Below are 13,441 nucleotides of genomic sequence, written 5' to 3'. Positions count from 1 at the left end.
ACGAACTTAGCAGATACGCTTCATGTAGGAAGGCTTATTTTTAGTTGGCTCAGTCAAGCACTTGATGAGCCTTTATTTATTCTTCTTATTTATGCTTCTTTCTTCTCATAAATCCCACAATAACAACTAACACAATAATCATTCCACCAACAATTGCTAACCATTTATTGGAAGCACTATTTGTTTTTGGCAAAACTTGTGAATCTTGATCTTGAAAATCCATTGACCGAGATTCATCGGTTACGTTAGTTGTTTCATTTGTAGAACTGTTAAACTCATTTCTATCTAAATCAGTACCCTTCCCTTGTTGTGGGATGGTGCTATTCATTCCATTTGATTGATTAGTTTTATCATTATTATTAGGATACACCTGATTGGTATCCTCTCCGCTCATACTTGGATCAATATGAAATGGAGTTGGCGTGTCAGTATCACTATTACCATTTGTTGGGTTGCTACTGCTGTCACCACTTGTCGTATCCGTACTACTATCACTGCTTGTTGTGTCCGTACTGCTGTCACTGCTTGTCGTATCGGTATCACTGTCACCACTTGTTGGGTTAGTGCTACTGTCACTGCTTGTCGTATCCGTACTACTATCACTGCTTGTTGTGTCCGTACTGCTGTCACTGCTTGTCGTATCGGTATCACTGTCACCACTTGTTGGGTTAGTGCTACTGTCACTGCTTGTCGTATCCGTACTGCTATCACTGCTTGTCGTATCGGTATCACTGTCACCACTTGTTGGGTTAGTACTACTGTCACTGCTTGTGGTATCTGTACTGCTGTCACTGCTTGTCGTGTCCGTACTCCTGTCACTGCTTGTCGTATCCGTACTACTATCACTGCTTGTCGTGTCCGTACTGCTATCACTGCTTGTGGTATCTGTACTGCTATCACTGCTTGTTGTGTCGGTACTGCTATCACTGCTTGTGGTATCTGTACTGCTATCACTGCTTGTGGTATCTGTACTGCTATCACTGCTTGTTGTGTCGGTACTGCTATCACTACTTGTCGTATCCGTACTGCTATCACTGCTTGTGGTATCTGTACTGCTATCACTGCTTGTGGTATCTGTACTGCTATCACTGCTTGTGGTATCTGTACTGCTATCACTGCTTGTTGTGTCGGTACTGCTGTCACTGCTTGTCGTGTCCGTACTGCTATCGCTTGATCCAGAATTATCTGGATTATCAGCAAGGAAAATTTCGTTAGGGTCCCAACGATTGGTTGCTGCATTTAGCGTAACATTTTTTCCGATGATTGTTCCATCCATATTTTGATTGGCTGTGACATCTGCTCGTGGCGCAATAATGGTACCTTGAAAAGGTGCATTTATCGCCAAGTTCGTTACATTACTTGGGAAATTCCATGAAATATTTGCGTCAGAAAAATCTTCCGTTTCATGATTTGCTCGATTATTGTAATGAATTTGTGACTGGATCGTGAAATCAGTTGGTGCATTGATGACATTCATAACCAAAATTTTATTTTCAGAATTTACAATATTCAGTGGTGTATTCATTGATAACACTGAAGCATCCACATTGATGATTACAACATCTGAACTTCCCATTCCTGTTACATCAATCGTTCGATTATTCATATCAGGAAAATCACTTGAAAGATAGGTTTTAGCAGGAGTAATCGACATCAAACTTTCCGAAGCTCCTTCTAATTTTGCAAATTCCGTGTCAAAATCAATATAAGTATTCCCAGGGCGATCTTGATAAAGTTCTGAAGCAGATAAATGGTCGATCCTTGAGCCATTCACCACTGCCCGATCATTTTCGATCCCTGTACTAATTGAAGAACCTACAACAAATTTATTTACTCGGTTACTATCTCCCGAAGTAAAGGATGAGCCAATCAAAGAATCAGTTGCTTGAACATAGTTAATTTCTAGTTGGAGATCACCTGTGATGATATCTGTCCCAAAATTATTGTTTGCATCTAGCTCTTTTGTTGCAACATTACCATTTGTATGCGCGTTTATCGTCGTTTTTTCTTTTGCGAATATATGGAATTGAGAAGCAATCCCTAATATTCCATAATCACCAGTTAAATCATCATAGATGCTACCAGAATCTTGAGGCGTATAAGTTTCCGCTATTGCAGGTAGAGCAACAAAGAGATTTAAAAATAATAGCATAACACCAAATATATTCCCAATTTTACTTCTTAACATTTCAACGGTCCTTTCCTGTCTCCAAGCCCAGTGACGAGCGATAGAGCATATTTTAATACTTAAAAAAAGACCCGTCATTACAGAATAATTGAAAATAAATGAAAAATATTTTCATAAAAAAGAGATTATAACAACTATCATTTAATATATACAACTGACATTTATGAAAACAAAACAAAAAAAAGAGTGAAAAACCTTGTTTTCACTCAACATTTTATCAAATAATAGTTACAACAATTTAAATGTCTTTATTAAAAAATAATAAGTTTGATTTAATTAAGAAACCATTAAATTTCCTTTTGCATGTGATCATAAAGATGATCACTGATTTTCCTTTTACCTACTACTTTAAATCCGTGACGTTCATACAATCTTTTGGCGTTAGGATTCTGTTCATCTACACTTAAACCAATAACATTTCGCCCAGTTTTTTTAGCTAATTTAGGTAAAGCTTCAAGTAAGTGTGAACCTATTCCTTGTCCTCTAAAAGCTTCCGAAACGGAAATGGAATCCAAATACCATTCTTTAGGAAATGTTTCTTGATCTACAAATAATTGTTCCTTATCTGTAATTCCATGTTTTTCTAAAATTACTTCTAAGGGTTTATCGATAAATGGCTCTTCTTCATCTGTGTAGCCAAATGCTACACCAGCTATCTTGCCATCAATTTCTTCAACAATTCCTCTTGTATAACTGTAACGATAATCGGGATCCATAATGGCTTCTTCTAAGATTTCAATTGTTTTTTCTTTCCCATACTTTTGTAAAAAAGGTAATTCCATATCATTTAAAATAACTAAAATAAGCGGAGCAATCTCTTGAGCATCCTCTTTTTTTGCAAAACGAATCATTTCATTCTCTCCTTTTTTTCATTCTATCACTGAAAAATAAAGATCAAAAGAGTTATTTTAAATAATCCTCGATTTTTTGGGTAACAAAATAACCATGTGAAACGATGCGAGCAGCTTCTGTCCGGCAATAAGGACAAACGATCGGCATTTCTTTATCAACATGTTCAACTACATTGTTGACTTCTTCATAAGTAAACTTTTTCCCGCAATTTGGGCATTTCATCTTTTCCATAGCAATGACTTCCTTTCTTTTTTACACATTTAGCTTACTCTTATATTGTAAAAAAGAAAAATGATAGCTATTGATTTTTAGGCACGAATCAACAAAACAGATTCTTCATTATCCTCTGCTAATTTGATCTCATAGTATAATTTGTCGCTTTTCATTAGCAAAACCCAACTTCTTACTTTAGCATTGCGCTTTCCACTTTGTTTAACAGCTTCTTTCATTGCCTTTTGAGGAGATTTGCTTGAGTAGATCTTTTTGATGTCAAAGAATGGTTGGTTTTCAGCTAATTTACTCGAACGAACAGCTGGCTTTCCGGTTGTAGGATTGACAACAAGCGTTTGTTCAGAATCTACGAAAAGATATTGAAAGGTATTGTTTGTTTGTTGTTGGACATCCTCTTTTGGTACAAACTGAACCATCTGAACTTTTGTTTTATTTGTTTCTTTTTTAAAGATTCCCACTGCTTTTTTCAGTGAGATTTGATATTCTTGTTCACTAATATCATCATAACGAAACGTAGCAGTCAATAATCCTAACGAAGCCGTTAGCCCAATAAGTATGAGAATAGCTGACCCAAATAAAATTTTTTTCATCTTCATCAGTGTCTCCCTTTTCCTTTTTTTACTAGCATATCAAGATTTTTTATTAAAAAAAATCGAATGACAGAAAGAAAAAGTGACAATTTTGTTACTTATTCATGTAATTCTAACGGCAAGCCATCTGGATCAAAGAAAAAAGTCATTTTTTTCCCAGTAAATGTATCGATTCGAATTGGCTCAGTTTCGATCCCTTTTAAACGAAGCTCTTCAATGACAGATTCAATCTGTTCCACTTTAAAAGCCAGATGTCTTAATCCACATGCTTCTGGATAACTTGGACGTTTAGGCGCATTAGCTACCCCGAATATTTCTAATTCAGCTGTTCCAAGCTTTAAATCTAATTTATAATCTTCTCTTTCCGCGCGATAATTTTCACGGATTACTTCAAAGCCTAACTTATCAACGTAAAATTCCCGTGATTTTTGATAGTCAGATACAATAATTGCGACATGATGGATAGCAGATAAATTCATTTTTTTACTCCTTTAATCTTTTATTCTTTTTCATATTTTAACATTTTCTTTGGTCAAAAGTTTTTTATAAAGAAAAAAATGGAAAGTTCACCTACGTCGGTTGACTTCCCATTCTTTCATCAATTCAATGTAAAGTTTTCATGTTTCCAGAAAACAAAGCAAAAAGTATCATAACACATATTATTTTAAATTGAAAGACTAGAAATATTTTTTGAAAGTAATACAATAGGTTGTGTCAACAAATCGAACACATACTATATTTAGTGTTTAAAGGAGCTTTTATCAATGATAAATTATTTTCGCTTTTTAGCACACCAACTCAAAGGTTGGCCTCAACAAAATTACTATCTTTTCTTTTTTAGTCTTGGGTGTCAGATTATGACCCTTGTGAATAGCCCTATTACTTGGTTAGCGGTGATCACTTTTATCGGTACTACACTTGGTGTCTTGTGTATCTTATCAATCAATGCAGCGAAATCTGTTAATGGTATTTTAGGAATTTTATCAGCTATTTGTTTCATCATCGTTGGTTTTTCTGCTAAAAATTACTTGAGTATCGGCGAACAAATCGCCTATATGATCACCTTAGATATCCCTGTTTTATTAAGTAAAGAATGGAATCATAACATGGCAGCAAAAATCCGTAAGTTCAATGGAAAAACATGGTTAGTCGCAATTTTTGCTACGATCTTGGTTTATGCTATTTCAGGTTTCTTGATTGGGCGCTTAACAGACGATCCACGTCCTTGGATCGATGCTATTGCCTTTTCAATCAGTTTGACAGCTGGTGTGATCAGTTTCTTGCGTTACAATAACCAATATTATTGGTGGTTGGCTTCAGGATTAGCACAGATGGTTCTGTGGTACATCTCATTTAGACATGGTTCAGCTAGTTTAGCTATGTTTGTCAATAGTTCCGTTTACCTATTGAATGATGTCTTGGCTTTCACAGTTTCTCCTTGGTATAACCAAAAAGAACGTGAACGAATGCTAAAAATGGAAAAAGAATATGATCAAGAGCATGAAAAGAGTGTGCTGATTTAAGACCGTGCCATGATCATTTTGATCTGAATATAATCGACAGACTTCTGGTAAAGCATGTTTCGATGTTCCCTTTTTCTTGGTACTTATCTAAATAAGCTAGCTGCCGCCAACAATTGATTGGTGGTAGCTAGCTTATTTTTACCCTATCGACTTTCACAATAGTCTTTTTAATAATTGCTTAGTTTTTGAACTTTCTGTTTGCAAAACTTTTTCTAATTGTTGGAAATATTGTAACGCATGTTGTTGTTCTTTCGATAAGGAATAGTCATTTTCATTTAGTTCTGTTAAAATGGTCATCACTTTTTTCGTTTTCAACTCAACAGCAATTTTATCCCATACTTCCTCGGTGACTACCTTTTTCTGTGACACATTTTCGTTGGCTATCACTGTTTGCTTCATTTCTTTTTCTTTTCGTAAGACCTTCAAGAAACCATTTCTCATGACTCTAGGAATACTATCAAAGAAGCCTTCTGTGAAACCATAGCGACAATATTGCTGCCAGATGAAAAGATACACCTCGGATTGGATAAATCGCTGCTTGCGTGCATATTCGGTCATTTTACTCTGTTGTTCTGGATTTTGTTGGCGTCCAGTTGCTCTTAATTGCTGGATGAATGTTTCAAAGAAGGTCAATGATAGTTGTTCACCCCCGTCAACAGCGATCAACGCCCAGTCTTTTTGCAAAAAAGTTCGGTAATTCGTTAAAAAAGTCTCGACATCTTTCACTAATTCTTCTGAAAAATCTTCAAATAGTTCTTTCTTCCCACGAATTTTTTTAGGGGTTCCCTCTAATTGCGTTGCAATACGTGAGATCTCTTGTTTCAGCGCTTGATAATCAGCAAGATAAATTGGCATATCTGCTTCACGAAAATCCACAACCCTGGCAACTAGTTTTTGATCAGGCAAATAGGGATTTTTTAATTTTCGATTTTGGTAGAGCATAAAACAATATTCTTGCCATAAATCTTCTGGAAACGCCACGTTTTGCTGTTTCAGCCACAATAATTCGTCTAGTGCTAAATCGACTTTAGTCATCCCTTGATTGATAGATGTTGCGATTTGCGGGCTTACGTGTAAATGTTCAGCAAAGTGATTGATCCCTAAAGAAAGGCTCTTACCGGTCTTTGGTGAATGAACGATATATTGCACTTTTAATTCACGACCGCATTCGCAATATAATTTTTGTTGTCGCCGTTTGGTACGAAAAAAAGGATTGATTTTAAAATCGGAAAAGACCCAATCAGTCGCTGCTAAATAATTTTCTTCTATAAATTGGGAATTGATCAAGTAGCGTCGATGTTGATCAACTAATTGACGTTGTTTCGTTGTCAACTTTTCATAGATTTCCCAACGCTGATTACTTGTATACTGTTTTGATATCTTAATTGGATAGACTTGATTGATTTCTTTGGGATACCATTCTTTAAATACCTTTTGCCAGTCGTTCATTACTTATGTTTCCTTTCAAAAAAAGAATCGACTGGTCTAATTCGACCAGTCGACACAATGATTTGTTTTTCACTACATTATTTGCAAAAATTAGTGAGTTGTTCCTGCATTGCCAGAAATGTCATGATCATTTGTTACGGCTGCTTCTACTGCATAAGTCAAAGAAGCGGCAATATCATCTAATGACATTGATGGTGTGCCTACTGGACGATCAATCACTTGATCAGGTGAAAATGGCACATGGATAAATCCACCACGAATCGTCGGGAATTTTGTCTCAATCAAGTGAAGCAAACGATACATGATGTCGTTGCAAACAAAGGTACCAGCTGTATACGAAATGTAAGCAGGTAATCCATGTTCATGGACATTTTTTGTCATTGCTTTAATCGGTAAAGAAGTGAAATAAGCAGCTGGTCCATCTGGTTCTAACGCTGTATCAAAAGGTTGGTTTCCTTCGTTGTCAGCAATTCTAGCTTCTGCTAAATTGATTGCTACTCGTTCGAATGAAACAGCTGAACGTCCACCAGCTTGTCCAACACAGATGACGATTTCCGGTTGATGTTCTTCGATTGCTTTTTCCACAACTTGGCTGCTTTTAGCAAAAACCGTTGGGACTTCCACTTTGATAATTTGTGCTCCAGCAATTTCATCAGGCATTTTTTTCACTGCTTCATAAGCAGGATTCACTTTATCTCCACCAAATGGATCAAAACCAGTTACTAGTACTTTCATTTTACATTCCTCCATTATTCTCAATATAAACTAACTATTATTATAGAGTTTTTTCTTATTTAAATAAAATCATATAAACGATTTGGAACACTAACATGAAGATCGCTACGAATAATTGGTTCTTGATTACGCCGTATTTGTCTTTCATCTCTAACATTGCCACAGGCACGACATTGAAGTTTGCAGCCATAGGTGTTAACAAGGTTCCACAGAACCCACAGGTCAGAGCAACCATTCCCACTAGTGCTGGATTTGCGCCGTGACTGAATACAAACGGTGCACCGATCCCTACAGTCATTACCGTAATCGCTGCAAAGGCGTTCCCCATAATCACCGTGAAGATAACCATACCCAATGCATAGATTATAATACCGACATTCACATTACCTTCGGGAACGATTTGCCCGACTGCATTAGAAATAACTGTCCCTACTCCTGCACTTGTAAAAACCGCTCCTAATGATGCCAAGAGCATTGGTAACATACTTAAAGGTCCTACTGTTCCTAGCATATCCGCAGCATCATCTAAGAAAGTAGTTGGTCGATTGTCTCGTGAGAAGAACATCATGATCACCATTGCGGCAAAAACACCGACACCAACACCAACTAATGCGCCAAGCTTAGTAAAGAGTGCGAACAAGATTGCAAAGATCCCAATACTCAATGCCGGAATAAAGATTTTCATTCCTAATTTATCAGACATTTTTTCCATGTATTGTTTAGAAGGTAAGCGACTTTCTCCTTTGCTGACTTTCTTGGCAATCGCTGGAACTGTCATGGCAAAAATCAAAAGACCGTTGACGATCGCAGGTAACCATCTTCCACCAGCAATTACGATTCCTAATACTGTCCAGAAAAAAGCAGAACCGTATCGATGAGGATTCGTTTTATCGTTAATATTTCTGATTCCTGTATAAATCAGAACTAACCCCATGATGATATATAATATTTCTAATAATTTATCCCCTAATAAAATTTCAGGATCTGTAAAAAAGCTCATATTATTGCCCCTTTCCTGAATAATATTTTTTCGCTAATTTCTTTTCTCTTAAGTAGAAATAAATACTTGCAACAATCAGTGCAACGACAGCAACTGGTACTTCAACCAAAGCAAGTTGTCCTAGTGTCACTTCATAACCCAGACCTTTTAAAGTCGATTGAACTAACAACGCACCTGCTCCACCAACGAATAATACTTGACCAAAGAACCAACAAATATTTTCCATCGCAGAAGACATGCCTTTTAATTCTTCCTCATGTTGTGGATCAATTTCCAGGCCTTTTGATTCGACTGTTCCTAAAGCCATTGGCATGATGATTGGGCGAACAAAACCGGCAACTCCACCAAAGCTGACATTGAACGCTGCAAAGATCATACGGAAGACCCCATAGATATCAATGATCATCCCAGCTGATACTTTCTTAAAGCGCTTAATAAGCGAAGCTGCTGATTCTTTCAAACCATTACGTTCCAGTGTACCTGTTGCCAACATAATAATGATAAAAATAGCCATTCCTCGATTATTGACAAAACTTGTTCCTAAAGTTTCTAACATCCCTTCAATTCCTAAACCGCCTGTCAATGCGGTGACAATCAGTGCGACCATTACGATCAAAATTGAATCTAATTTTAGTGCAAAACCGATAATGACGATCAAGACACCTAAAAGACTAAGATAGTTCTCCATTTGACTTCCTCCTTAAAATTACAAGATATTTTTTTATTATAAATCAAAAAGCCATGAAAATATAGATAAAATCCAATTATCTCATCGTATTTTTTAAAAATTCAGTCAATTCAATAAAAAAATTAGAAAAATCACTTACGATTGAAACAACTCGTTTACAGTTCAAATTTTTTGAGATCTTATTTTTGTAACTAACAAATGAACAAAAAACAAACAAAAACGTGCTTCATTATCTAAAATAACACTTTAGCGTAGGTGTTTTCCTTCAAAAAACGACTTCTAAATCGAATAGCCGATTCAAATTGGTTCACGTTTTAGCTTATCACTACCCTTATTTTTTATTCTGTGTTATCCTTTCAATTAACAAAATAATGACACAACTATCGCCGGGTAGTATTAAGAGGATAAGCATTCCATTAGGTCTTTGGAGGAATGCTACTCCTCTTTTTTGTGTAAATGGAGTGATTAATATGGCATGGTTTGAATTAATCTTAGCGGGAATCTTGGAAGTTTTTTGGTCTACGATGATGAAATGGAGTGATGGTTTTTCTAAATTGAATTATTCTTTCTACACAGTCATTGGCATGATCGCCAGCTTTTATCTCTTATCAAAGGCGATCAAACAGTTACCAATGAGTTTATCCTATCCTATTTGGACCGGAATCGGTGCCGTTGGTTCAGTGATCATTGGTGTCGTCTTGTTTCATGATAAACTGACATTAGCCACTTGGTTTTTCGTTGGCTTATTATTGATTAGTCTGGTCGGAATCAAAATAACCAGTGGACATTGATCCTACATTATCAGGAATGGTTGATCAGACCAAAACAATAGTAGGTGCATGAACACATCAAAAAAAGCCAGATAACCGGTTTTGCTAACAATTCTTTTATTAGAACCATGAATTACCGTTTATTTGGCTTTTTTAATGACTTAATTTAACATATTTGTGTATTTAAACATGTAAAACGCCTGTAGCAAATAGAATCATTGCTGTTAGTCCGATCATTGTGACACCGACTAATAAAAATTTATCTAAGTGAAGATGAGGGATTGGCTCATTTTGTTCTTTCCGGGCTCTTAAATAAAAGAAGATCCCAGGTAAGAAGAGTACTAACACTAACATCACTTCATTGAAAGCAACCACGAGCATTGCCCAGACTTGAAATGCACTGGCTAAAAAGCCGATAAAGAATTGCCCCCATTCTTTTCTTTGATAAGATAGTTTCATCTGATAAAGACCTAAGAATAACCAAGTAAAGAATATCGCTGCTGTCCCAAGTGTGTAAGCAAAATTATACGCACTATCCGTGAACAATAAAGAAAGTAAGAAAACATTAGTACAAATCGTCGTTAAAACAATAGCATATGTTGGTGCACCTTTTTTATTGACTTGACCCCAGCGTTTCGGTAATAAGTTAGCATCTGCCATATTCCTCATGGTTTCAATCGGTAAAATCGTCCAAGATAACCAGACACCGACAAGCGAAATGATCAAACCGCCGTTGATCAAGATTGCTCCCCATTTTCCTACCATCATTTCAAACACGTAGCCCATCGCTGGCTGTGTTTGGATTCCTTGCAATTCTTTCATTGACATTGTCCCATAAGGTAACATCGAAACTAAAACATAAATGATGATTAAACCAAAAATACCAAGGATCGTTGCTTTCCCTACATCTGATTTTTTCTTTGCACGAGAACCAACCACAGAAGCTCCTTCGATCCCAACAAACACCCATAACATCACCATGATACAGCTCAATATCTGACTAGAAAATGGCACGGGCTGGCCATTCGCACTCAATATGATATCACTAGAAAAATTATCGATAAATTGTTGCAGTGAAAAGGTACTGATTGCTACAACAATAAATAAAAATAGTGGGACAAGTTTACAGATCGTTACAATAGCGTTCACATAACTTGCATTTTCGACCCCACGATTGACTAGCCAAGCATATCCCCATAAAAACAAAGTGCTCATAACGATCGAAGCGATATTCTGACCTCCGTCGAATACTGGGAAAAAGTAACCTAAAGCACTCATTAGCAACGTAGCAAAGGCTACGTTCCCCAACCAACAAGTAAGCCAATAACCCCAACCACTGATAAATCCAGCAAAACGTCCGAAACCAGCTTCTGCATAGCTGAAAATACCACCTTCCAGCTCTGGACGTTTTTTATTGATATTATTGATTGATAACGAGAGCATCAACATAGCTGTTCCAACTAGCACCCAACTAAAAATAGCTGGGGCACCAGCCGATCCGGAGATGTCCGTCATAATACCAAATACGCCACCTCCTATCGCTGACCCAATCACTAAGGCCGCTAGTGGAAACAACCCTATTCCTTTGTTCTGTTGCTCTGTATCCATTTTAAGCATCCTCCAAAATAAACCGCTTTTACCAAAAGTATAACAAATCTTCACCTGTTTTACTTTATTCATAAAAATTCTAATAGAAATATAATTGTAACTATTTTTTTCTAATTATACAAGAATCTTGCATATTCATTTAGGGAAAACCTTTTCCAAAAATTGATAAAAAAATGCTATACTGGAGACAAGGATTGGAGGAAATGTAATGAACATTCTATATATATCGATCTCTGGAAACACACGAGCTTTCGCTAAAAAACTTGCTGAATATGCTGCGAACCAACATGAGTTAAATCCTCAATTACCAGAAATCACGCTAAAAGAAATTCATGAAAATAGTGACTTTCAACAAGAGAGTGAACCTTTCTTCACTTTTGTACCCACTTACTTAGATGGAGGAAATGGGTTAGATAACGGTGATACAGAAATTTTAACAGAAACCATGCGTGAATATCTGGAATACGAAGACAATCATACGCTTTGTCTGGGTGTCGTAGGGAGTGGAAACAAAAATTTTAATAATCAATATTGCTTAACAGCTAAACAATACGCCAGCCAATTTGGCTTCCCTTTCCTCGCCGACTATGAATTACGGGGAACCCCAGCAGATGTTGAGCGAGTATATCAAAAGTTAGTCGAAACAGCTAACCAATAATTTCTAAAAAATTCGATCAAAACATAGATTAGAGAGGAAACTTACCAACTAAGTTTCCTCTCTATTTTTCTTTTTTAGGCTTTATACTCATTTAGTAATCCGCTTATCGAATATCCTTCATCCATCACTTGCGATTATTGTACATCACAATAGAAGTAAACTGTGCCACCTCCAACACTGTGATTTATTGTGTGAACTTGTTAGGAAGCTCTGGCTAAGATAAAACACTCGTCATCCACATGATGCCCCATTCATAGACTTCCGTTATAAAAAGTTATCGTATCAGATTCTAATTCTATTTCAATGGATCTCCCCTTCATTTAGATTACTTTTGTCAGAAAAATTTGTTATCAAAAACTTAAACATAGACAGTTCGAAAGAGAATCACTAGTCAAAATGGAAGAAATAAAATTTTCCATACTCTTTTTAAAGCTATTCAGTTCAAATAATCTTAATATAACCAAGCATATTGCAACCGTTAACTTAACAGAACAAAAAGGAAAAGGTATAATAAAAATAGAAATATCCAGATTTTTTATATGTTATTTTATATTTTTTTGACACTAGATTATAAACAAGGTGGTGAAAAAACATTAAAAAAAAGAAATTTCTTGTTGTGTTATTTTCAATGTTTTATTTATTATTTTTAGGTGCTTGCAAGCAAAAGAATGATCCTGTGGTTTCTTTAGAAGAAGTCGATAAAGCAGTGATTTTTGTTAAAGATGACGAAGGAAAAGAAAAAAGTTGGAAAGCTACAGACCCCAATTTTTTAAAAACATTAATAGGAAACCTTAATGTTCTGTTTAATAAATCGGATCAACATGCTCAACGTTATAATATGAAACTGACATCAAAGCAAAAAAGATTCAACTATCAAATAAAGTTTTATAAAAACAATAATGTTGTACAAGAGATTCAGATTTCAAAAGTAAATAAGGTAACTATAGACAAAGAGGAATTCATGATTGGAAAAGAGAAAGAAAACGAACTAGATAGTTTGAAAAATCATTTATTACTTGTTGCTAAATAGATAGGCGATGTTGGGACAATCATCTACCAAAAATGAAATAAGCCTGATTTTACTTTTAGTACATACCATCAAAATCGGGCTTATTTTACTATTCTAGCCACTTTGTCTTCGTGTATTTC

14 protein-coding genes are annotated in these 13,441 nt (G+C 35.9%); 4 read left to right on the top strand and 10 right to left on the bottom strand.

Translation table 11 applies throughout. The features are described from left to right. Window positions 1-85: 85 nt before the first annotated feature. The 5 genes from IGJ18_RS03630 to gloA2 form a co-directional block, all read right to left on the bottom strand. Window positions 86-2,188 (bottom strand): collagen-binding domain-containing protein, encoded by a 2,103-nt coding sequence (locus IGJ18_RS03630; RefSeq protein WP_438842904.1) that lies wholly within the window; start codon window positions 2,186-2,188, stop codon window positions 86-88. Window positions 2,189-2,475: 287 nt separating this feature from the next. Next, on the bottom strand, window positions 2,476-3,039 hold the full coding sequence (locus IGJ18_RS03625; RefSeq protein WP_010719873.1) for a GNAT family N-acetyltransferase: 564 nt from the start codon (window positions 3,037-3,039) through the stop codon (window positions 2,476-2,478). Between the two features lie 52 nt (window positions 3,040-3,091). Further along, window positions 3,092-3,271: a hypothetical protein gene (locus IGJ18_RS03620; protein WP_010738307.1), complete on the bottom strand. Its 180-nt coding sequence runs from the start codon at window positions 3,269-3,271 to the stop codon at window positions 3,092-3,094. Window positions 3,272-3,348: 77 nt separating this feature from the next. Continuing rightward, window positions 3,349-3,867, bottom strand: a complete 519-nt coding sequence (locus IGJ18_RS03615; protein ID WP_010719875.1) for a hypothetical protein — start codon at window positions 3,865-3,867, stop codon at window positions 3,349-3,351. Window positions 3,868-3,959: 92 nt separating this feature from the next. After that, complete coding sequence (gene gloA2 / locus IGJ18_RS03610; protein ID WP_010719876.1) at window positions 3,960-4,340, bottom strand: SMU1112c/YaeR family gloxylase I-like metalloprotein; 381 nt, start codon at window positions 4,338-4,340, stop codon at window positions 3,960-3,962. A 285-nt stretch (window positions 4,341-4,625) separates the two neighbouring features. Here gloA2 and pnuC point away from each other — a divergent pair, with 285 nt between their 5' ends. Next, on the top strand, window positions 4,626-5,384 hold the full coding sequence (gene pnuC, locus IGJ18_RS03605; protein ID WP_010738309.1) for a nicotinamide riboside transporter PnuC: 759 nt from the start codon (window positions 4,626-4,628) through the stop codon (window positions 5,382-5,384). A gap of 153 nt (window positions 5,385-5,537) precedes the next feature. Here the strand turns inward: pnuC and IGJ18_RS03600 are convergent, their stop codons facing one another. The 4 genes from IGJ18_RS03600 to IGJ18_RS03585 form a co-directional block, all read right to left on the bottom strand. After that, the gene (locus IGJ18_RS03600) at window positions 5,538-6,833 is read right to left on the bottom strand and encodes a hypothetical protein (RefSeq protein WP_438842903.1); all 1,296 of its coding nucleotides are present in this window, start codon (window positions 6,831-6,833) and stop codon (window positions 5,538-5,540) included. 90 nt (window positions 6,834-6,923) lie between these two features. After that, window positions 6,924-7,568, bottom strand: a complete 645-nt coding sequence (gene pcp, locus IGJ18_RS03595) for a pyroglutamyl-peptidase I (protein WP_053766154.1) — start codon at window positions 7,566-7,568, stop codon at window positions 6,924-6,926. Between the two features lie 55 nt (window positions 7,569-7,623). Then, entirely contained in the window at window positions 7,624-8,568 is a 945-nt protein-coding gene (locus IGJ18_RS03590; RefSeq protein ID WP_010719880.1) for a DUF979 domain-containing protein, read from the bottom strand. 1 nt (window position 8,569) lies between these two features. Then, window positions 8,570-9,256 (bottom strand): DUF969 domain-containing protein, encoded by a 687-nt coding sequence (locus tag IGJ18_RS03585; RefSeq protein ID WP_010719881.1) that lies wholly within the window; start codon window positions 9,254-9,256, stop codon window positions 8,570-8,572. Window positions 9,257-9,726: 470 nt separating this feature from the next. On the opposite strand from IGJ18_RS03585, the gene IGJ18_RS03580 reads away from it, so the two are divergent. Next, entirely contained in the window at window positions 9,727-10,047 is a 321-nt protein-coding gene (locus IGJ18_RS03580; protein ID WP_010719882.1) for a DMT family transporter, read from the top strand. A 162-nt stretch (window positions 10,048-10,209) separates the two neighbouring features. On the opposite strand, the gene IGJ18_RS03575 is transcribed toward IGJ18_RS03580, so the two are convergent. Next, window positions 10,210-11,634 carry a basic amino acid/polyamine antiporter gene (locus IGJ18_RS03575; RefSeq protein WP_010738312.1) on the bottom strand — a complete coding sequence of 475 codons (1,425 nt, stop codon included), beginning with the start codon at window positions 11,632-11,634 and terminating at the stop codon, window positions 10,210-10,212. A gap of 208 nt (window positions 11,635-11,842) precedes the next feature. Here IGJ18_RS03575 and nrdI point away from each other — a divergent pair, with 208 nt between their 5' ends. Further along, window positions 11,843-12,292, top strand: coding sequence for a class Ib ribonucleoside-diphosphate reductase assembly flavoprotein NrdI (nrdI, locus tag IGJ18_RS03570; RefSeq protein ID WP_010719884.1), 450 nt, complete (start codon window positions 11,843-11,845; stop codon window positions 12,290-12,292). A gap of 628 nt (window positions 12,293-12,920) precedes the next feature. Next, entirely contained in the window at window positions 12,921-13,322 is a 402-nt protein-coding gene (locus tag IGJ18_RS03565) for a hypothetical protein (protein WP_438842902.1), read from the top strand. Window positions 13,323-13,441 lie beyond the last annotated feature (119 nt).

Origin of the sequence: Enterococcus sp. AZ078 (genome assembly GCF_051714985.1) — a bacterium.
Classification (GTDB): Bacteria; Bacillota; Bacilli; order Lactobacillales; family Enterococcaceae; genus Enterococcus_B; species Enterococcus_B hirae.
Note: the sequence above shows the minus strand (reverse complement) of the source record. Positions and strands in the feature narration are given on the sequence as shown.

Excerpts from the sequence above, each read along its gene's own strand:
- IGJ18_RS03630 (WP_438842904.1), bottom strand. The coding sequence starts at position 2,188 with ATGTTAAGAAGTAAAATTGGGAATATATTTGGTGTTATGCTATTATTT.
- IGJ18_RS03625 (WP_010719873.1), bottom strand. The coding sequence starts at position 3,039 with ATGATTCGTTTTGCAAAAAAAGAGGATGCTCAAGAGATTGCTCCGCTT.
- IGJ18_RS03620 (WP_010738307.1), bottom strand. The coding sequence starts at position 3,271 with ATGGAAAAGATGAAATGCCCAAATTGCGGGAAAAAGTTTACTTATGAA.
- IGJ18_RS03615 (WP_010719875.1), bottom strand. The coding sequence starts at position 3,867 with ATGAAGATGAAAAAAATTTTATTTGGGTCAGCTATTCTCATACTTATT.
- gloA2 (WP_010719876.1), bottom strand. The coding sequence starts at position 4,340 with ATGAATTTATCTGCTATCCATCATGTCGCAATTATTGTATCTGACTAT.
- pnuC (WP_010738309.1), top strand. The coding sequence starts at position 4,626 with ATGATAAATTATTTTCGCTTTTTAGCACACCAACTCAAAGGTTGGCCT.
- IGJ18_RS03600 (WP_438842903.1), bottom strand. The coding sequence starts at position 6,833 with ATGAACGACTGGCAAAAGGTATTTAAAGAATGGTATCCCAAAGAAATC.
- pcp (WP_053766154.1), bottom strand. The coding sequence starts at position 7,568 with ATGAAAGTACTAGTAACTGGTTTTGATCCATTTGGTGGAGATAAAGTG.
- IGJ18_RS03590 (WP_010719880.1), bottom strand. The coding sequence starts at position 8,568 with ATGAGCTTTTTTACAGATCCTGAAATTTTATTAGGGGATAAATTATTA.
- IGJ18_RS03585 (WP_010719881.1), bottom strand. The coding sequence starts at position 9,256 with ATGGAGAACTATCTTAGTCTTTTAGGTGTCTTGATCGTCATTATCGGT.
- IGJ18_RS03580 (WP_010719882.1), top strand. The coding sequence starts at position 9,727 with ATGGCATGGTTTGAATTAATCTTAGCGGGAATCTTGGAAGTTTTTTGG.
- IGJ18_RS03575 (WP_010738312.1), bottom strand. The coding sequence starts at position 11,634 with ATGGATACAGAGCAACAGAACAAAGGAATAGGGTTGTTTCCACTAGCG.
- nrdI (WP_010719884.1), top strand. The coding sequence starts at position 11,843 with ATGAACATTCTATATATATCGATCTCTGGAAACACACGAGCTTTCGCT.
- IGJ18_RS03565 (WP_438842902.1), top strand. The coding sequence starts at position 12,921 with ATGTTTTATTTATTATTTTTAGGTGCTTGCAAGCAAAAGAATGATCCT.